Origin of the sequence: Phocaeicola sp. (assembly GCF_048170425.1) — a bacterium.
Lineage (GTDB): Bacteria > Bacteroidota > Bacteroidia > Bacteroidales > Bacteroidaceae > Phocaeicola.
Genome location: NZ_DBEXBB010000052.1, coordinates 1 through 20,933 on the forward strand (window position 1 = coordinate 1; position 20,933 = coordinate 20,933).

The following is a 20,933-nucleotide window of genomic DNA, read 5'->3' on the forward strand; positions in this document are numbered from 1 at the left end:
AAAAGGAGGAATCTTGTAACTGATATAAACTGTAACATATGGGTTCAACAAAACAATAGCGGCTGATACTATTAGGTTCATAGTGACAGTCGCTATTGTTGTATATAAAGGTTTAATACCTGTAGTTGGCCGAATACTTACATTTTATTCCTTTCGGAAGGTTATTCTACGTAGAGCACCAGCCCCTTGAGGTATTCGCCTTCCGGATGGTAAATGTTGACCGGATGGTCACCGGGCTGGGTGAGCTGGTGAAGGATGCGCACGCTGCGTCCGCTCTGTGCGGCTGCGGTAAACACGGCGTTGCGGAAGTCCTGCTTGTTCACCACCTGCGAGCAGGAGAAGGTGAAGAGAATACCGCCCGGACGTATCTTTTCGAAGGCCTTGGCATTCAGCTTGGTGTAGCCGCGGAGGGCATTGCGCAGGGCATCACGGTGCTTCGCAAAGGCCGGCGGGTCAAGAATAATCAGGTCATACTGGTCGCCCATGCGGTCGAGGAACTTGAAGGCATCTTCCGCAAAAGCCTGGTGACGGGTATCGCCGGGGAAGTTGAGAGATACGTTCTCGTTGGTCAGGTCGATGGCCTTGGCAGAGCTGTCTACCGAGTGAACCAGATTGGCTCCTCCCCTCATGGCATAGAACGAAAAGCCGCCAGTGTAGCAGAACATGTTGAGCACGTTACGGCCCTTGGCATAGCGTTCCAGCAGGGCACGGTTCTCACGCTGGTCGACGAAAAAACCGGTCTTCTGTCCCTTGAGCCAGTCCACATGGAACTTCAGCCCGTTCTCCATGGCCACGTTCTCCGGACTTCCGCCTTTGAGGAAGCCGTTTTCGGTAGCCAGCAGGTCGGCCTTGAAGGGTAGCGTGGTTTCTGATTTATAATAGATGTGCTGGATGACGTCGCCCATCACTTCTTCGAGGGCTTCGGCCACCGCCATGCGGTCGAGGTGCATGCCGGCAGAGTGTGCCTGCATCACGGCAGTATGGTCGTACACGTCGACAATCAGTCCGGGCAGATTGTCGCCCTCACCGTGTACCAGACGGTAGGTATTGTTCTGAGGATTGCCTATCACACCCAAGGCGCAGCGGAGGTCTTTGGCCACTTGCAGGCGGTGCACCCAAAACCCGTGGTCAATGGGTTCCTGACGGAAAGAAAGCACACGTACGGCGATGCTGCCAATCTGAAAGTGTCCGCAGGCAATGAATTCTTTCTTGGAAGTGTAGACATCTACGACTTCACCTTCTTCCGGCTCTCCTTCCACGCGGGCGATGGCACCAGAAAAAACCCAGGGATGGAAACGCTTGAGCGACTCTTCCTTTCCGGGTTTGAGAAATACTTTCTTATAGCTCATTTGTATGGTTTAAGTAATTAATCATCGAGAATATTTTCAGGAGCTTCCATGCGTATCACACGGAATTTGCCCGAAAGACGAAGTTCTTCCAAGTATTCATAAATGCGCACGCAAGCCCAGGCATCGGTCGCGGCATAAAGCTGCTGCGCCTCAGTCAGGCTGTCGGCTTCCCAGTTGGAAAGTCGCTGGCTCTTGGAAATCTTTTCCTGAAAAAGAAGGGCATAAATTTTTTGCAGGCTCTTTTCTTCGATGCCGAAAGAAGCTACATAGTCTTGCAGCTCCACCCAGTTGCCCATGCGCGGGTCTTTCTGGTTACGACGGCGGAGCATGGCGAAATCATCTTTCAGCGAGAGACCGATTTTCAGCACATCGTTCTGAAGAAACTCTTCCAAGAAATCCGGCAAACCAAGGTGGTTCAGACGAAACAGGAAGCAAGTGTCATAAGTGGAAACCTGCAACAGAGCTACCTTATTAACAGCTCCTTTCCGGAAAGAAGGACGTGTCTCGGTATCTACCCCTACCAGTACGTGGGTATTCAGGTAATCAATGGCTTTACGGGCTTCGGACTCAGTATAAATCACGAAGATGCGACCGGGAAAAGAAACTTTGGGTAACTCCGCAACGGCTTTCTTATCTATTTTACTCTGTAATTCTACCATTCAGTTTACGGGTTTAGGGTTATTCGTCATCGCCCATGTCAAGGCCTTCGTAAAGCTCCTCTTCAGTGCAGTTGTCTTCATAGAGCGCGGAATCTTCCTCCTCCTGACTTCCGTGCGAAAGCTGGCGGTACTTCACATCGTGAAGGGCACGCATCACATTGACCAGGCGCTGCCCCCAGAACTCGGCAAAAAGCTCGCGGCAGATGGCTAAGGAGTCGTTCATGGTGTGCTCCAGACCCAGCTGGAACACGCAGATGAAATCCTTGATGGGCTGGTAGATGTCGGACAGGCTTTCGGAAATGTTCTGATGGATGGGGGTATCACTATAGGCCATGTCATCAAGGAACACTTCGAGATAGTCATCGTATTCGCCAAGGAGAGAAGCGATGGAGCCGCGAAGCACCTCATAATCGGTTTCGGTCACGAAGGTTTCCGGATCAGATTCTTCCATCCGCTCGCAAACAGGAAGCAACGAAGCCTTCAGGTATAAAAGGGGAAGGAGTTTCAGGGATTTGTCGACGAAGTCCCGACAACGCATATCGGACACACGCTCCATAAATCCACAGAACTCGGCAGCCACTGTCACGAACTCGACTGCATTTTTATCGAATATTACTTGAGAGTTTTTTTCTTCCATAATCACGCTAATTGACGCGCAAAGGTACAAAAAAAATTTCTCAGTTCTAGTTTTATTCGTACATTTGCACGTATGTTTAGCTAATTCGAATCATCATGCAAACGAAAAAAACAGATACAAGCAAAAGTGAAAAAGCGGTGGCCATGGCCGGAAAAACATGGACTATTCTCAAAAGTGAAACTACTGCGTTCGTTATCGGACTACTTTGTGTGATTTTCGGCGTGTACTTGCTGCTGGCCTTCAGTTCGTTCTTCTTTACGGGAGGAAACGACCAGAGCATCTTGTCGCATCCCAATCCCTCAGAACTGCTGGAAACGGGCAACCGCATACAAAACTATGCCGGAGCACGAGGGGCGCAGTTAGCACAATTCCTGATAAACGACTGCTTCGGGTTCTCGGCATACTGCATCATCATCTTTCTAGTGGTGACCGGCATGAAGCTAATGAAGGCATACCAGTTCCGCATCCGCTACTGGTTTCTGGGCTGTGCCACGGTAATGGTGTGGCTCTCTGTCACATTAGGATTTGCGTGTGGCGGACTGCTCGAAAATTCTTATATCTATCCGGGAGGGCTGCACGGTTATAACGTGAGCCTGTGGATTCGCTCACAAATCGGCGCGCCGGGATTGATACTCGTTTTGCTGGCTACGGCCATACTGTTCGGAGTGGCCCTGACCAGACAGACCATGGGCGTAGTGAGAAAAGCACTTCACCCGCAAATGAAAAAGGACAATCCGACTGACGACACGGCTCTCCAGCCGGAAACGGTTCGCCAGCAACCGGTAACTGCCGGGTCGGAAACGTCTGACACGGAAGATGAGACGGAAAAGAAGGAAAAGAAAGAGAGCTTCTGGAAGAGCTGGACGCACCGGAAACCGAAACAGAACGGGGAGGAAGAGGCTCCGCAAGCGGAACCGGAAAAGGTTGCTGCACCTGTAAAGGAAGAAGCTGAGAAGGCAAGCATGAAGGAGGAACCGGCACAGGGACGCACCATCGACCTGCCCATCGACACCCAAGAAGAGGATGACAAGAAACACCCTTTTGAGGTGAAGCCGGCCCTGGAAGAAGACTTTGAGAAAGAAGAAGAGGAGCCGGCATTTGAAATCAGCAATGACACCAAGGAAGAAGACCAGGCCTACAGAGGGGATATATCGCAACCATACAACCCGCGACTGGACCTGGAATTTTACCGCTTCCCTACCCTCGACTTGCTGAAAACTTACCAGAACGATGAACCAGACATCGACATGGAGGAACAGAATGCCAACAAGGACCGTATCATCAAGGTATTGCGCAGCTTCGGCATCGAAATCAGCTCCATCAAGGCCAGCGTAGGCCCCACTATCACACTGTACGAAATCACACCTGCGGAAGGAGTGCGCATCTCGAAAATCCGTAATCTGGAGGACGACATCGCCTTGAGCCTTTCGGCACTGGGTATCCGTATCATCGCACCGATTCCGGGCAAGGGTACCATCGGTATTGAGGTGCCGAACGCGAACCCGCACATCGTGCCGATGAGTTCCATTCTGACCAGCAAGAAGTTTCAGGAAACCACGTTCGACTTGCCGGTGGCACTCGGAAAGACCATTACCAACGAGGTGTTCATGGTAGACTTGGCCAAGGCGCCCCACATGCTGGTGGCCGGTGCGACAGGTCAAGGTAAGTCGGTGGGACTGAATGCCATCGTGACTTCCCTGCTCTACAAGAAGCACCCCAGTGAGCTGAAGTTCGTCATCATCGACCCGAAGAAGGTGGAATTTGCCATCTATGCGCCGATTGAGCGTCACTTCCTGGCCAAGTTGCCCGACGGAGAGGATGCCATCATCACCGACGTGACGAAGGTAGTACAGACGCTGAACTCGCTGTGTGTGGAAATGGACAACCGCTACAAGCTCTTGCAGAATGCGGGATGCCGCAACATCAAGGAATATAACGCGAAATTCATCAACCGCCAGCTGAACCCGGAGAACGGTCACCGCTTCCTGCCCTACATCGTCATCATCATTGATGAGTTCGGCGACCTGATTATGACGGCCGGCAAGGAGGTGGAACTGCCTATCTGCCGTATCGCCCAGCTGGCACGTGCGGTGGGTATCCACGCCATCATCGCTACCCAGCGTCCGACCACGAACATCATCACGGGTACCATCAAGGCCAACTTCCCGGCGCGTGTGGCTTTCCGTGTGGCTTCCATGATGGACTCACGCACCATTCTGGACCGTCCGGGTGCGCAGCAGCTCATCGGTAAGGGTGACATGCTCTACCTGCAAGGCAATGACCCGGTGCGCGTGCAGTGTGCCTTTGTCGACACGCCGGAAGTGGAACGCATTGCGGAATTCATCGGCAAGCAGCAGGGATATCCTACTGCCTTCATGCTGCCGGAATACGTGGATGAGAATGCAGAACCCAGCAGTGCCGCCGATGTGGACATGAACCGCCTGGACCCGCTCTTTGAAGAAGCGGCTCGTCTGATTATTTACCACCAACAAGGGTCTACTTCGCTGATTCAACGTAAATTCTCCATCGGCTACAACCGTGCGGGACGCATCATGGACCAGCTGGAAAAGGCGGGCATCGTAGGTCCGGCCAACGGCAGCAAGGCGCGCGACGTGCTTTGCCTGGATGAAAATGATTTACAAATGAGAATGAGCAGCCTGAAGGATTAAACGGGCTGCCCTCTAACCCATAAAAACGATTATGACAGGTATAAAAAAGATTTTTCTTCTCGTCCTGCTGATGGGAACCGCCTTGTGTCAGGCTGTGGCCCAACAGGACGCAAAAGCGGAAAGCATATTAAGCAAGATGGCGGACAGCTACCGGAAAGCCGGTGGCATCAGTCTGACTTTTGGAGGTACACAACAAGGAAAGCTGCTGTTGAAAGGCAACAAGTTCTGCTTAGAGAGCGGAGGTATCAAGACATGGTTCGACGGAAAGACACAATGGAGCTACGTGGAACAGAATGAGGAGGTAAATGTCTCCTCCCCCACTCCGGAAGAGATACAGAGTGTCAACCCGTATGCGTTGCTGACGGCCTACAAGAAGGGCTTCAACTACCGCTACGTGGGCGAAAAGACCCGGCAGGGAAAGCGGGGAAATGAAATCATCCTGACCCCGAAGACCTCGCAGGACGTTAAAAGCATTACCCTGAACGTGAAGGAAGACAGTTCTCCCGTGTACATTGCCATCCAGCTACATAACGGAGAGAAACAGGAGTTTCAGATTTCGTCGTACCGCACGGGAATTAACCTGCCCGACGCGGTGTTCCGTTTCGACAAGAGCAAATATCCCGAAGCGGAAATCATTGATTTAAGATGACATCATCCGACGTATCGAGAATAGAACTTTGAGCCAGGTAAGAGGGGGTTTCGGCATAGATATACATGACGCTGCCCCCTTTTATCGCATCTATAATGGGACGCGACACGGAAGTGGGCAGTGCCGGACATCCGAAGCTCCGCCCCAGCCGTCCGCCGCGACTGGCCACGGAAGGGTCTGCGTAGGCGGCCCCGTGCACCACAATGGCACGCTCGCGAGCCCGGTCGTTAATCCCTTTCTCCAGTCCGTCGAGAATGAGCGAATACCCGTTCCGCCCCTGATAGGTGGAAGCCGTCAGGTAAAAGCCCAGCGAGCTCTTGTAGGAACCGTATTCATTGGAAAAAGAAGTGGCATAGTTTCCTCCGCTGTTCTTTCCGTGTGACACCACCGAGGAATACAGCATCCGCCGGTTCTTCATGTCGAACACGTACAGCCGCTTTTCCGTGGAAGGCTTGGAAAAGTCAATCAGGGTCAGCACATCCCGCTTGCGGTCCTTGATGCGGTTATACCCCGTCACCGCCTGCTTGAAGGCACGCCAGTTCACCACTCCCTCCAGTTGCATGGAATGATAGAGCGATACCACCTCATCGGCAGCGTTTACAGATGCTGCCGGATTTTCTGTAGAAACAGACTCTCCTCCTGCCGTGAAATACGCACAGGGAAAAGACAGGAACAATGCAGAGAAAAAAAGTTTCACTATAGAATTTCGCATGACTTTTTACGACCTGAAAATATTTGGCCGCAAAGTTACGGATTTTCTCTCCTTCTTCATCCGAGAAGAGAGTTAATTTTATAGAAATCACTCGATTACAATCACCAGCGAGCGTTCTTCCGGTGCCCAGTCGTACACGAACTTGGCATGCGAGGTGGCATTCCGCACACACATGTGCGAACGGGGCGTGGTGCCCAACGACCAGCTGTATTCAATCATCGCCGTGCGAGGCACGTTGACCGGCACCCCGTGAATGTAGGCCCCGTTGGTGAAGCGGCTGGCATACGGTGCATAGCCTCCGGTGGCCGCAGAACCGTCTTTCAGGAACACCATGCGCGACTTTTTCTGCTGCACCACAAACATGCCGAGCGGCGTTTCCTGCGCATACGGCGGACGGTGCATGCCCGTAGTGGCCGGATTCATGCTGCGGATGACCCACGTACCTTCTTCCAGACGCTCCAGGGTGGCAATGTTCTGGTCGCCCCGGTCCACCACGACCACGTGGTTAAACTGCGTGCTGTCGGACAAGAGCTTGACATAGCGGCGCGGCACCCACCACTCTCCCTCGATGGAGACGGGCGACACGCGATAGAAACTGCCTGTCTCGCCCAGAAAAGACACCAGCGCCCCGTCGCGTCCGTAGCGTTCGGGCACCAGCGTATCCGAAGGGAGATACAGCGGCACCGACTGATAGCGCTCCACTCCCAGCGTATCGGCCACTCGCCGGTATGCGTTGCGCACATACTTCCGCACCAGCGGAGCCTCCTGGTTCAGGTTCTTGTAATTCTGGAATATCGCCCAGCGGTTGGCATCGTACTGAAGGTTCTCGATAAAGGCCAGGCATTTGCGTATGTCGTCCCATTTGAACGAGCGGACGGTATCCTGATACGGGTACTCATCCTTCAGGGTGTATTTGTCAAAAAGGAACTCCTTCGTCAGGATGATGTCGGCAGCGGTCAGCGGCTTGCGCTCAAACGGCAGAATCTCCTCCACTTCCATGCTGTCGGGAGATACTGTTTCCGACACAGCAGACTGCGACACCAGTTGTTCTACCCCACGGCCTGCTTCCTCCCGGCAGCTGCAAAGGAGACACAAGAAGCATATAAAGCCTGTCAGTCGTTTCATAATGAAGGGATATAAGGTTGGAACAAAGATAATAATTTTTGCTAAAAAACCGCAGGAAAATGCAAAAAATAAGCGGCTTTATCCAAAGAAAGAACAACGTCTTGCCCTCTTGCAACTTACTCGTCCAGGATGCGGGCTGTCTCCACTTTTTCCAGCCGCGCGCGCAGCTTTCCCATCATCGACTTGCGGATGCGCAGACGCATCAGGCAGTCCATGTCATACGACTGTTCCAGTATCTCGGGCGACTCTTCCTTGACGATGCGCATGATGTCGTTCATGAAGGGGTATTCAAACGCCACGGTCACGTCTTCGTCCACCGTCTTCTCGATGACCGGGGCTTCATCCAGCGCCAGCGAAGCCGCCATGCGGTAGGCCACAATCAGTCCGCTCGTACCCAACTTGATACCGCCGAAATAACGCACCACAATGACCAGCACATCGGTCAGCTCGCGCGAGTTAATCTGCCCCAGGATGGGCTTCCCGGCCGTACCCGAAGGCTCCCCGTTGTCGTTGGCCCGGAAATCCTTCCGTTCCGCGCCCAGCATATAGGCATAACACACGTGACGGGCATCGTAATATTTTTTCTGGTACTCCTCCAGCAAGGACTTCACTTCGGAGAGCGTACGCACCGGCAGCGCAATGGCAATGAACTTGCTGCGTTTCTCGGTATAGATGGCTTCCGCGCTTTCCTGAATGGTCTTATAGGTATCTTCTTGCATCGTTTTTCTTCTTTCAGACGGCAAATTTAGTGATTTTTCTCCCATTTTTAAAACCGGAAAGCGTATCTTTGCTCTTGCATTAATCCCTTAAGAAACTAATGGCATGAAAAAACTACAGAAACTGACTTATTGCATGGGACTGGCTGCCCTGGCTGCACCTCATGCACAAGCTGCTACCTCCGACTCCGACAAACCCAACATCTTGTTCATCCTTTGCGACGACATGGGATACGGCGACCTGGGATGCTACGGCCAGCCTTTCATCCAGACACCCTGCATCGACCGGATGGCGCAGGAGGGCATGCGGTTCACACAGGCCTACGCCGGAAGTCCCGTCAGTGCCCCGTCGCGCGCCACCATCATGACCGGACAGCACAGCGGACACGGCCACGTGAGAGGCAACAAGGAATACTGGCTCGGCGAGGTGTGGTACGGACAGAACAAGGAATATGCCGTGACCGGACAGGAGCCGTATGACCCGCAGCACATCATTCTGCCGGAAATCATGAAGAAGAACGGCTATACCACCGGCATGTTCGGCAAATGGGCGGGCGGCTACGAGGGTTCGACCTCTACTCCCGACAAGCGGGGCGTGGACGAATACTTCGGCTACATGTGCCAGTTTCAGGCGCACCTCTACTACCCGAACTTCCTGAACTCCTACAGCCGTGCCGCAGGTGATACGGCCGTCAGCCGCGTGATTCTGGAAGACAACATCCGCTACCCGATGAGCGGCGACGACTATTTCAAGCGTACGCAGTATTCGGCCGACCTGATTCACCGGAAGGCACTGGAATGGCTCGACAAGCAGGATGGCAAACAGCCTTTCTACGGCTTCCTGACGTACACCCTGCCGCATGCCGAACTGGCCCAGCCCAACGACTCTATCCTGAAGAAATACAAGAAACAGTTCTTTCATGACAAGACCTGGGGTGGAGATGCAGGTTCCCGCTACAACGAGAGCAATCACACACATGCCCAGTTTGCCGGCATGATCAGCCGGCTGGATGCCTACGTGGGCGAAATCCTGGCCAAGCTGAAAGAAAAAGGACTCGACGAGAATACCATCGTCATCTTCAGCAGTGACAACGGCCCTCACGAAGAAGGCGGTGCCGACCCGACATTCTTCGGACGCGACGGCAAGTTGCGCGGCCTGAAGCGCCAGTGCTACGAAGGAGGTATCCGCATCCCGTTCATCGTACGCTGGCCGGGAAAGGTGAAGGCCGGTACAGTGAACGACCATCAGCTGGCTTTCTACGACATCATGCCGACCTTCTGCGAGCTGGTGGGCGACAAGCGTTTCCCCAAGAAATACCTGAACAAGAAAGTGGAAGGTGACTGCTTCGACGGCATCTCTTTCGCTCCTACCCTGCTGGGAAATGACGAGGCACAGAAGGCACACGACTTCCTCTACTGGGAGTTCCACGAAACCGACCAGATTGGGCTCCGCATGGGCGACTGGAAGATGGTGGTAAAGAAGGGTGTTCCCCACCTCTACAACCTGGCAGAAGACATTCATGAAGACCACGATGTGGCTGCCCGGCATCCGGACCTCGTGAACCAGATGAAGCAGGTCATTCTGCGCGAACACCGTCCGAGCGAGCTTTTCCCCGTGACCTTGCCGAAATAAAGTTTTCTCCCTCCGGAGAGTGCTTGTTGATGACTTCACGAAGCTCTTCTCACGCCGAAAAAGCACGCGTTTTTTCCATCCAACTAAAACGCCGAAGAGTTTCAGATAAAACGTCAAAGAGTTTGAAGTAAAACGCAAGTGCATTTCAGGAAAAACGCTTTGACGTTTTCCTTGAAACGCACTTGCGTTTTTTCTGTCCGTATGCAGCTTCCAAGAGCCTTTTTCGCACACGCATATATACATCAAAAAAGGCTGTCCCAACATGGCATTGAGACAGCCTTTGCTTTTATTGTCCTTCAAGTGAAAAGAACCTCCGAATCACTCCAGTTTGTGAATCACCAGTCCCGAACGCAGCTTCGGTTCAAACCACGTGGTCTTCGGCGGCATGATGTTGCCCGTATCGGCAATGTCCATCAACTGCTTCATGGAAACCGGATAGAGTGCCAGCGCCATCTTCATCTCGCCGCTGTCCACCCGTTTCTTCAGCTCACCCAGTCCGCGGATACCACCCACGAAGTCGATACGCTTGTCCGAACGCAAGTCCTTGATGCCGAGAATCTCATCCAGAATCAGGTTGGAAGAAATCGTGACGTCCAGCACCCCAATCGGGTCGTTGTCGTCGTAAGTGCCCGGTTTGGCCGTCAGACTGTACCATTTGCCCTCCAGGTAAAGCGAGAAGTTGTGCAGGGCTGCCGGCTTGTAGATGTCCGCACCCTTTTCTTCCACCACGAAGTCCTTCTTCAGCGCTTCCAGGAACGCCTGCGGAGTCAGTCCGTTCAAATCCTTCACCACCCGGTTGTAGTCGATGATGGTAAGCTGCTCGGCCGGGAAACACACTGCCATGAAGTAGTTGTATTCCTCGTTGCCCCGGTGGTTCGGATTCTGGGCCGCCTTTTCAGCCCCCACCAGTGCCGCTGCCGCACTACGGTGATGACCGTCGGCTATGTAGAGAGAAGGCATCTCCTTGAATGCCCCCGTCACGGCCTCGATGTCCTTGTCGTCGTCAATCACCCAGAACTGATGGCCGAAGCCGTCATCCGGCGCCACAAAGTCGTACACCGGTTTCTGAGCCGTATATTTCGCCACCACGGCATCCAGCACCTTGCTCTCCGGATAAGCAAAGAACACCGGTTCGATGTTCGCATTGTTCACCCGTACATGCTTCATGCGGTCCTCCTCCTTGTCGCGGCGCGTCAGCTCATGCTTCTTGATGACCCCGTTCATGTAGTCGGGCACGTAAGCCCCTACCACCAGCCCATACTGCGTCTTGCCGTTCATGGTCTGGGCATAAATATAATAACACGGTTTGTCATCCTGCACCAGCCAGCCCTTTTCCTGGAACATCCGGAAGTTTGCTACCGCCTTGTCGTACACCCGCGGGTCGTGCTCGTCGGTACCTTCCGGGAAGTCAATCTCCGGCTTGATGATGTGATACAATGATTTCTCGTTGCCTTTCGCCTCTTCGCGGGCCTCAGCCGAGTTTAATACGTCGTAAGGGCGGGAAGCTACCTGCTCCACCAAGTCCTGCGGCGGACGAATGCCCTTGAAAGGTTTAACTATTGCCATAATGCTTGGGGGAATCAGAAGTTATTTCTTGTTTACACGGAATTTCTCACAACCGTCCTTCAGGAAGCCCACAATCTGGCGGGCTGCTGCAATGCCGGCATTGATATTTGCCTCGGCTGTCTGTGCACCCATCTTCTTCGGAGTGGAGAAATAACGTCCAGGGAACTTGGTCGCAAATTCTTCATTGGCAGCCGGCATGATGTCGGTCACATACTTCAAGTCCGGGCGTTCCTCCATCAACTTAATCAGTTCCGCTTCGTTGATTACCTCCTTACGGGCTGTATTCACTAACAGACCGTTTTTCGGCATGCGGTTCACCAGGTCATAATTAATAGAATTCTTGGTTTCGGCAGTAGCCGGGATGTGCAGAGACACCACGTTGCAGGTAGCATACAATTCTTCGGCACTGTCCACCGGTTTCACGCCGTCTGCTTCCATCGCCTCCTTCGGGCAGTAAGCATCGTATGCATAAATGTCCATGCCAAAGCCTTTGGCCACACGGGCCACGTTACGTCCCACGTTTCCATAGGCATGAATACCTAATTTCTTGCCCATCAGTTCCGTACCCGACTTTCCGTCGTAGAAATTACGAACCGCCATGACCATCATACCGAAAGCCAGTTCAGCCACCGCATTGGAGTTCTGCCCCGGCGTATTCATCACGCAAACCCCGTGAGCCGTTGCAGCTTCCAAGTCCACATTGTCATAACCAGCACCGGCACGCACCACGATTTTCAGTTCCTTTGCCGCATCCAGCACTTCCTTGTCGATGATGTCACTCCGGATAATCACCGCATTCGCATCCTTCACCGCATCGAGCAACTGCTGTTTTTCTGTATATTTCTCCAGCAAGGCCAGTTCGTAGCCTGCACCTTCTATCTCTTTCCGAATACCGTCGATAGCCACTTTGGCAAACGGTTTCTCTGTCGCAACCAATACTTTCATAATATTTGATTTTAAAAAGAAAACAAGGACGTGTTTGAAATGTCCACGCCCTTATTCTCGGATATAACAACAATTAATGCATTTTCTCAAATTCCTGCATGCAGTCAATCAAAGCCTGCACGCTTTCCACCGGCATGGCATTGTAGCAAGAAGCACGGAAACCACCCACAGAACGGTGACCCTTGATGCCCACCATGCCTTTTTCGGTAGCGAACTTCAGGAAGTCAGCTTCCAGGTCCTTGTATTCATCGGCCATGACGAAGCAGATGTTCATGTACGAACGGTCTTCCTTGGCCGTTACGGTGCCACGGAACAACTTGTTGCGGTCAATTTCGGCATACAGCATGTCGGCACGCTGTTTGGCACGGCGCTGCATTTCTTCCACACCACCCTGCGCCTTGATCCAGCGCAATGTCTGGAGAGCCGCATAAATAGGCACTACCGGCGGCGTATTGAACATGGAACCTTTTTCCACGTGTGTCTGATAATTCAGCATGGTCGGGATATGGCGGGAAACCTTACCCAGCGCATCGTTCTTCACGATAACGAAAGTCACACCGGCAGGAGCCAGGTTCTTCTGCGCACCTCCATAAATACAGATATATTTGGAAACGTCTACCGGACGAGAGAAAATGTCCGAAGACATATCGGCCACCATCGGCACATTGACATCCAGGTCGGCATGCAATTCCGTACCATAGATGGTATTGTTCGTCGTGATATGGAAATAATCCACGTCGGCCGGCACTTCATAATCTTTCGGAATATAGGTGTAGCCTTCTTTTTCGGAAGAAGCCACCTCTACCGTTTCGCCGAACGCTTTCGCTTCTTTCAGCGCTTTCTTGGCCCACGTACCCGTATTCAGGTAAGCCGCCTTCTTTTCCAGGAAATTATAGGGAACCATACAGAACTCCATGCTTGCACCTCCACCCAGGAACAATACCGAATACCCTTCCGGGATGTTCAGCAGCTCCTTGAACAGAGCAACCGCTTCGTCTACCACCGGCTGAAAGTCTTTAGCGCGGTGACTGATTTCCATCAACGAAAGTCCTGAACCATTATAATCAAGAATAGCCTGAGCTGTCTTTTCTATCACTTCGCGAGGCAAAATAGACGGTCCCGCATTAAAATTATGTTTCTTCATTGGAAGTTTGTTTTGGTTAAACAATCATTTTAACTAACACCTGCGAATTTAGTGATTATTTTTAGACTTCCAAAAGTTTTCGTGATAATTTTACAGCCTTATTGATTTTTATCTTTCAAATTACATACCCAAAGGCTTTTTTGGTGACACATTGACACAATAATAGAAAGCTATGGCATAAGTTCGCTCACGAGTCATAGCAAAATGCGAAACAGCCTTCACCGCCGGAAGGCTGTCATGACACAAAGTTATCATTTTGCCAATTCTATCAAAGTTTTTACCCCCTTTATCTTTTCATTTTGTATGAGTTTTAACGTTTGTTTTGCCTTTTTCCGGGAAATTGCTGCAAACGCATAGTGGTCTTTCACATCCACACGCCCCACATCGTCCCGACCCAGTCCGCCTTTCTTCGACAAAAAGCCCACGATGTCAATCTTGTTGATTTTGTCTTTCTTGCCTTTCCCTATATATAAGGTAACAAACTCCGGCAAGGCAGGCTGCGGCGTCGGCTCCGGCAGTTCAAACTCTTCTAACGGACGGGGCACATAGTCGGGGATACGCTCCTCGTCGTGCAGAATCAGAAAGGCATTACCCTCGGCCTCCCAGCGCGCCGTACGTCCGTTGCGGTGAATAAACCCGTCCTCGGCCACCGGCAAGTGATAATGCACCACATGGCGGATATCCGGAATATCCAGTCCGCGGGCTGCCAGGTCGGTCGAGATAAAGATGTGGCAGCTTCCGTTACGGAACTTATACAGCGCCCGCTCGCGGTCGTCCTGCTCCATTCCGCCGTGGAAGGTCTCGCAATACACCTTCATGGAGTGCAGGTACTTTCCTACCCGGTCCACACTCTCGCGGTGGTTGCAGAACACCAGCGTCGATTCGTTGCCCAGCGTACACAGCAACTTGTAGAGCGTTTCCAGCTTGTCCTTCACTGGCGAAGTGACCCGATACACCGACAAGCGTTGTGACACCGTTTCCTCCGGATTCAGGAAATCCAGTTTCAGCGTGCGGTTCATGCCCGTAAAACGCGGAATCTCCTCCGCATCGGTAGCCGACAGCAGGAAGCGGCGGCGCAATGCCGGCAACTTCCCGATGACCTCGGCCATCTCGTCCTGGAAACCAAACTCCAGACACTTGTCGAACTCGTCAATCACCAGCGTGCGCACGGTGCCCGCCTCGAAATTCTGCTTGTTCAGGTGGTCGTTCATACGTCCCGGCGTACCGATAATCACCGCCGGCGAAATACCCTTCATGGTGCGGTGTTCCTCCATGGCCGGACGTCCGCCGTAGCAGCTCATCACCGGGAAGCCGGTCGCCATGGCCTTGAACACCTGCTCAATCTGCAAAGCCAGCTCGCGCGAAGGTACCAGTACCACAGCCTGCACACCTTCCACTCCCTTTTTCAGCGAGCTCACCAGCGGCAGCAGATAAGCCAGCGTCTTTCCGGAACCCGTGGGCGAGAGCAGAATCAAGTCGCTACCTTCCTTCCACGCGTCGATGGAAGCCTCCTGCATGGCGTTCAACTGGTCAATCTTCAGGTTTGATAATATCGTTTGTATGTCCATAATTCTTGTTTTTTGTGAGTTAAGTCAGCAAAGATATAAAAAAACTACAAGCACAACACCAAATCGGGCAGTAAGACAGCTATTTCCGCTTCCTCTTTCGGTGCATCTTTCGGCTTCCAGGCCACCACAAAACGCACGGAAGCCGACTTCACCTCATAGCCACGCTCTTTCCACTCGGCCAATTTCTTCTGCATATTCTGCGACAAGCGGGCCACCGGCCTTTGTGCCTGATTATACAATGTGTAGTCTTTATAAAACAACGTATCACCCCCTTTCAGTGAAAGCACCTCCCGTTTGAGTTCTTTGAAAAATCCCAAGAACACATCCTTGTGCGAAAGCTGCAACACAATCTCACCGGGCATTGCATATTCCCGCGAATCGACCAGGTACCGGTCTGCCCTCAGATTCGCAAAGCAATCTCCGTTTGTGTGCACAAACAACCGGTTTTTGGCACGGCTAATGCCCACATAATACCGGCGCATCTGATGCACATCTTTTGGGAACCCGTCCGAAACAAGCATATACACGTCGTCAAACTCACGGCCCTTTGCCTTGTGAATGGTTGACACCACCACATCAGCCCCCGACACGTCACAAAAATCTTCCACCGAAGACTCGAACACAAACTCCTTGAAATCCGTGAAATATTTCATCCGGTTGATTTCTTCAAACAATTCCACGCAACGCCTCACGTAAGGCAAACCCAAACTCCCTTCATAAGCCGCAAACGTAGCACCCTTCGCCTTCTCCCAGAGTTCATCCGGAATCAAAGGCGTACTCACCTGCTTGCCTATATACTTCAGGAAATACCTCATCTCGGCCATGTTCCAGAACAGCAAGCCCTCCATCGACTGAATCAGTTTGCTGCGCACACCACGCTTCCGCAACAGTGCCACCAGGATGACCGCCTCCTCATTGGTCTGAGTAAGCACACATGCGGTACCCTCTCCTCTATTTCGTAGCAGTTCCTCCACCAGCGGCTGATACATGCAGGCCGACTGATGGCGAGTCACTCCAACCCATCCGTCTTCCTTGCGCATCGATACAATCGGCATGCTTTTCAGTCTTCCGCCAATTCCTTTCACAAAATCGTTGGCCGCTGCCACCACATGACGCGCACTCCGGTAATTCTCCGTCATCTCCACAAAGCGGCTTCCAGGCTCCTGTGTCAGTTGCCACATGTAACCGGAATCCGAGCCACGGAACTCATAAATATTCTGGTCATCATCGCCCACGGCTATCACCCGCATCTCCTCATTGTGGTGCATCAACGCCCTTACCAGCGCATGCTCTTCCACACCCATGTCCTGCGCCTCATCAATCACCAGCACCGTCTTGCCAATCCGGTTGGGCTCCACCTCCCCCTGCTCAATCATCTCCGCAGCCTTCCCCACTACGTTCTTCACCTCCTCCAAGTTACCAATCAAGCCCAGCAAGTCAAAACAATAAGCATGAAAGGTCTTGATTTCCACGTAGTGCGCCGCATTGCCAATCAGTTCCATCAACCGCTGCTTGAATTCCGTGGCAGCCGCCCGGGAGAACGTCAGCATCAACAACTGCTCGTGCTTCACATCCTCCAGCAACAGCAGCGAAGCCAGCTTGTGCACCAGCACACGGGTTTTTCCGCTACCCGGGCCAGCCGCCACCACAATGCAGCGAGACTCCTTGTCCGAAATAATCTCCATCTGCCGCTGAGACAACTGCCCGAACAACTGCTTGTACTTCTCCGGTGTGAGGTTACGCTGAATCTCGTTCACCCTCTCCCCCTTGAAGTATTTGGCAATAAATTTCTTGTAATCCATCTGGAAATAATCCTGCACATACTGCAAAGCCTCCTGATAATCCTTCACCATCAGGTTGGCATATTCCCCCACGATGTGCACCTGCTGAATCTTCTGCTTATAGAACTCGTTCAGCATCCGGTAATCCTCCTGTTTGTAGCGCGACTTATTATCCTTTATCCGCTTGATGTCCATCGCATTGTAAAGCACCAAGAAACCACCTTCCAATTTAAGTGCCCCAATCTTCGACAGATACAGAAGCGCTTCCTCCACATCCTCCAGCTGCAAATCTTCCATCCTGCCAAAAAGAGACTGAGGGCCTGCTTTCAACTGATTCAAGAGTTCCACCACCGAGAACTGCACAGCTGCCTTTTCCGTTCCGGTTTCCCTGACCTCTTGCTGCTCCACCAGCTTATACAGCCACTCCACAGCAAAGCGGCTAATCTCCAACCGTTTCTCAAACCGTTTGATAGTAGTCTCTAGGTCCGCCCGGCGAGTAAGCTCCATGTTACGTGCAGCGTCCTCCTTCTTGTGCGTATACCCTTTTATGGTAAGAAAATACAGCAACGTACGGATGTCCTTTTCCTTCGACGAGACAATTCCGTCGTGCACCGCATTGTCGTTCAGCTGCTTGCACGAAATCCGCAGCGACTCATCCGGAATATGGTTGAGAATATACTGTTCCAGTTTTGCAAAACGTTCCAGCAGCATCCGCGACTTCCGTTCCGAATCACCCGCATCCTGCAAATAAGCCGAAATATCCCTGCTGTCGGCCAATATACCCTCCTGCCGCATCCGTTCCACCACCGACACCACTTCCTTCTTGGTCAGTCCCAGAATATCGGCCAGGTAATCAATCCGCGATTCCGCTCCCGAATCCTGCGCCTTGGCAATGTACTTCTGCGAAATCAAGGACGTAATGATTCTCACCGCCTTCTCTATCTCGTCAGTACCAAACAAGACCGATGCTGTGATACGCTTCCTCGCCTCATCCATGTTCTTCACCGTGATGCCGGTGGCATACACATGCGGCACATTGTTTCCCCGCTCCAGGTAACCGCTCTGCTCCAGTGCTGCCAGAGCCGTCCGCACACGGGTCTCAATATCCGCCACCGAGTCATCCCATCCCGCATTCCGGGCAATCTCCAGTGCCGAACAGCACACCCTCATGCGTTTCCTCGTCATATCCTTCACCGCCTTCCATACCTGCTGGATTTCACTGATACTCAGTTTCGTCTGATTCAACAGAATAAAATGCTTATCCAGGTCATTGTCACTGTAAAGCACATAACAGCGTGCGTTGAGATGCGGATCACGTCCGGCCCGACCGGCTTCCTGCACATAATTCTCCAGCGAATCGGAAATATCATAATGCACCACCAGTCCCACATCCTTCTTGTCCACTCCCATCCCGAAAGCCGACGTCGCCACGATGATGCGCACCTGGTCGCTCATGAACGCATCCTGGTTGGCAATCTTCTCTTCCGAATCCATCTTCCCGTTGAAAGGCAACGCCTTGTAGCCGTCGCGCGTCAGTTTCGCAGCCAGTTCCTTGGTACGCCGCGTGCGCGACACATACACAATGGTCGGGCAAGTGGATTCCGTCACCAGCTCCCTCAGCCTGGTATACTTATCCTCGTCCGTCTCGGTATGTACCACCGAATAGCGCAGATTCGTTCGCGAAGCTGTAGAAGCAAACAACTCCAAATCCAGGTTCAACGTCCGCTTGAAATAATCACAAATATCCTGTACCACCTTCTGTTTGGCCGTCGCCGTGAAACAGGATACCGGTATCGGGTTACGGCACCCCTTCTTTTGCTGATACTCCTGAATAAACTTGCCGATGTACAGATAATCCACCCGGAAGTCCTGCCCCCAGGAAGAAAAACAGTGCGCCTCATCGATAACAAATCGCACCACGTGGCGCACCATCAGAATCCGCTCGATGGTTTTCGAACGCAACATCTCGGGGGCGATATACAACAGAGAAGCATCCCCTTCCTGTACCCGCTGAATGGAAAGTGCCCTCGTAATAGGGTCCAGCAGTCCGTTGATGGTCACGGCATCCGTAATTCCCTTGTCAGCCAGATTGTCCACCTGGTCTTTCATAAGCGACTGCAACGGCGAGATGACCACCGTAAGTCCATGCACCGCCCGTGCCTCCATGAGTGCCGGAAGCTGGAAAGTCAGCGATTTCCCTCCCCCTGTCGGAAAGATGCCCAGCAAGGACTTCCCTTCCACCGCCGCCCGGGCTGCCCGTTCCTGAAGCGGTTCACCCCCGTACGTACGGAACTGGTCATAGCCAAAGAAAGCTTTCAGGTTGCGCAACACATCCAGCTGGCTATTGCAATAGGCACAGCCTTCCACACAACGTGTATGCCGCAACAGCTTCATCACATATTCCACTTCAGGATAATTACGAAGCACCCATCCGGGCGTCACGGAACGATGGTCGGTCGTATCGACCAGTGCCAGCGCATAAGCCAGCTCACAGGGATAACGCTCAACCAGCATCTCCACATCGGCATGAGCACATATCTTTCCCTCATAAAACCGGCGTATCAGTCCGGCCAGTCCCCAGGCCACGGTTTCAGCTCTTACCATACTGAAGAATCCCCCGAACTCTTCCTTTCCCTTCAGCAACGAGGCAAACACCTTTCGCTGTTCATCGGGCAACGAATTCCACCGGGTAATCTCATCCAGCAGCAAATCGCGCGCCTTCTCACAATCGTTCACCGGATTGTTCATCTGGTCCGCAGCCAGCTTGTCGTCTTTCACCAGCCGGTGATAAGGGCGTTCCGGAAACAGCAACGGTGATACGTACAGCGTATCCACCAGCGTCCAGCGGCAAGCCTTGTCGGGGAACAAATATTTCGCATCGTGATGAATGATATTATGTCCGCAAAGGTAATCCGTATCGCGCAGGAATTCGAACAGCTCCTCCTTCGATGCCTTATGGAAGGTAGCACCGTCCTGCCGAAGAGCCCCTATATCATGAATTTTATGGTCCTTCAATCCTACCTCTACGTCTACAATGGCATAACGCGAGGTTCTATTTCTTGTGAATATATCCCAGATTGCCATAGATTGTGTTTCTCAAAATAATCACAAAAATAATGAAATCCGGCAAGAACGGGAGGAAATGGAAAAGAATATTCAGAGGATGGCTAGAAATCTATAAAAAGAACGGTGAAAAGAAAAACTAAAATCTTATCCATCTTCTCCAGCGAAAGATTCTAAAGAAACGAGGGAACCAGTGTATCACCGGTTGAGGGCAATCCCAGTTCCGGCTTTGTACGTCTGCCACATGACTCGCCACGATGGCCGGATTCTCCCCGTTGCGCACAGCCTCACGAAGCACACGGGCCACCTCTTTTTTATCCGTATACTCCGCCTCACCGAATCCCTTGATAGTCTTCAATACCCGCATGATATTGTTGGCATAGCCTACAAACGTACCAAATTGCGAATAGCTAACGTCTTTCAGCGTACAATCCCCGTCAAACAACACAATGTTGTAAATGGGGAGCTGAGCAAACTGTGCCGACTGTTCTTTCAATGCTTTTATGTGACCGGCATTCTGCATAATCGGATTGTAGAACCGGTATTTCTCCTTGCCATAATTCAGAATCTGTGTCCAATAGCGTTGCCTTTCACTGCCAAACAGCCAGCCGCTATAGTCCTTTACTTCTATCACCACCAGTCCCTGCGGAGTAGCCACCACAAGGTCTATTTGAGAGTAGCTCTCGCAGTGATAACAGGTAAAAGCAAAAAGATCTT

At 52.2% G+C, this 20,933-nt stretch carries 15 protein-coding genes; 3 read left to right on the plus strand and 12 right to left on the minus strand.

The features are described from left to right. Window positions 1–161: 161 nt before the first annotated feature. The 3 genes from ACMJ0U_RS02210 to ACMJ0U_RS02220 are packed head-to-tail and all read right to left on the minus strand — an operon-like array spanning window position 162 to window position 2,645. The gene (locus ACMJ0U_RS02210) at window positions 162–1,349 is read right to left on the minus strand and encodes a class I SAM-dependent rRNA methyltransferase (RefSeq protein ID WP_417127886.1); all 1,188 of its coding nucleotides are present in this window, start codon (window positions 1,347–1,349) and stop codon (window positions 162–164) included. Window positions 1,350–1,366: 17 nt separating this feature from the next. Next, complete coding sequence (locus ACMJ0U_RS02215) at window positions 1,367–2,008, minus strand: 3'-5' exonuclease (protein ID WP_417127888.1); 642 nt, start codon at window positions 2,006–2,008, stop codon at window positions 1,367–1,369. 19 nt (window positions 2,009–2,027) lie between these two features. Beyond that, window positions 2,028–2,645, minus strand: a complete 618-nt coding sequence (locus tag ACMJ0U_RS02220) for a DUF5063 domain-containing protein (RefSeq protein ID WP_417127904.1) — start codon at window positions 2,643–2,645, stop codon at window positions 2,028–2,030. Window positions 2,646–2,740: 95 nt separating this feature from the next. Here ACMJ0U_RS02220 and ACMJ0U_RS02225 point away from each other — a divergent pair, with 95 nt between their 5' ends. Next, window positions 2,741–5,314, plus strand: a complete 2,574-nt coding sequence (locus ACMJ0U_RS02225) for a DNA translocase FtsK 4TM domain-containing protein (RefSeq protein ID WP_417127890.1) — start codon at window positions 2,741–2,743, stop codon at window positions 5,312–5,314. Between the two features lie 31 nt (window positions 5,315–5,345). Beyond that, entirely contained in the window at window positions 5,346–5,963 is a 618-nt protein-coding gene (locus tag ACMJ0U_RS02230; protein ID WP_417127891.1) for a LolA family protein, read from the plus strand. On the opposite strand, the gene ACMJ0U_RS02235 is transcribed toward ACMJ0U_RS02230, so the two are convergent. The 3 genes from ACMJ0U_RS02235 to ACMJ0U_RS02245 all read right to left on the minus strand — a co-directional run bounded on the left by ACMJ0U_RS02235 (window position 5,947) and on the right by ACMJ0U_RS02245 (window position 8,519). Then, a complete protein-coding gene (locus ACMJ0U_RS02235) occupies window positions 5,947–6,675 on the minus strand; it encodes a murein L,D-transpeptidase catalytic domain family protein (RefSeq protein ID WP_417127893.1) in 729 nt (242 codons plus the stop codon). The genes ACMJ0U_RS02230 and ACMJ0U_RS02235 overlap by 17 nt on opposite strands. Window positions 6,676–6,762: 87 nt before the next feature. Continuing rightward, the gene (locus ACMJ0U_RS02240; protein WP_417127895.1) at window positions 6,763–7,800 is read right to left on the minus strand and encodes a L,D-transpeptidase; all 1,038 of its coding nucleotides are present in this window, start codon (window positions 7,798–7,800) and stop codon (window positions 6,763–6,765) included. Window positions 7,801–7,916: 116 nt separating this feature from the next. Further along, window positions 7,917–8,519 (minus strand): IMPACT family protein, encoded by a 603-nt coding sequence (locus ACMJ0U_RS02245; protein WP_417127897.1) that lies wholly within the window; start codon window positions 8,517–8,519, stop codon window positions 7,917–7,919. A 103-nt stretch (window positions 8,520–8,622) separates the two neighbouring features. Here ACMJ0U_RS02245 and ACMJ0U_RS02250 point away from each other — a divergent pair, with 103 nt between their 5' ends. Then, window positions 8,623–10,149, plus strand: a complete 1,527-nt coding sequence (locus ACMJ0U_RS02250) for an arylsulfatase (protein ID WP_417127898.1) — start codon at window positions 8,623–8,625, stop codon at window positions 10,147–10,149. 318 nt (window positions 10,150–10,467) lie between these two features. Here ACMJ0U_RS02250 and ACMJ0U_RS02255 read toward each other — a convergent pair whose 3' ends face one another. The 6 genes from ACMJ0U_RS02255 to ACMJ0U_RS02280 form a co-directional block, all read right to left on the minus strand. Continuing rightward, window positions 10,468–11,715 (minus strand): DUF1015 domain-containing protein, encoded by a 1,248-nt coding sequence (locus tag ACMJ0U_RS02255; RefSeq protein ID WP_417127899.1) that lies wholly within the window; start codon window positions 11,713–11,715, stop codon window positions 10,468–10,470. A gap of 21 nt (window positions 11,716–11,736) precedes the next feature. Further along, window positions 11,737–12,660, minus strand: a complete 924-nt coding sequence (locus ACMJ0U_RS02260) for an NAD(P)-dependent oxidoreductase (protein WP_417127901.1) — start codon at window positions 12,658–12,660, stop codon at window positions 11,737–11,739. Window positions 12,661–12,733: 73 nt separating this feature from the next. Beyond that, entirely contained in the window at window positions 12,734–13,804 is a 1,071-nt protein-coding gene (serC, locus tag ACMJ0U_RS02265) for a 3-phosphoserine/phosphohydroxythreonine transaminase (protein ID WP_278560584.1), read from the minus strand. Window positions 13,805–14,055: 251 nt separating this feature from the next. Continuing rightward, window positions 14,056–15,372, minus strand: coding sequence for a DEAD/DEAH box helicase (locus tag ACMJ0U_RS02270; RefSeq protein WP_007563972.1), 1,317 nt, complete (start codon window positions 15,370–15,372; stop codon window positions 14,056–14,058). 44 nt (window positions 15,373–15,416) lie between these two features. Then, window positions 15,417–20,237 (minus strand): RecQ family ATP-dependent DNA helicase, encoded by a 4,821-nt coding sequence (locus ACMJ0U_RS02275; protein ID WP_417127902.1) that lies wholly within the window; start codon window positions 20,235–20,237, stop codon window positions 15,417–15,419. 118 nt (window positions 20,238–20,355) lie between these two features. Then, on the minus strand, window positions 20,356–20,933 hold a 578-nt coding region (locus ACMJ0U_RS02280), incomplete at its 5' end, for a nuclease-related domain-containing protein (protein WP_417127903.1).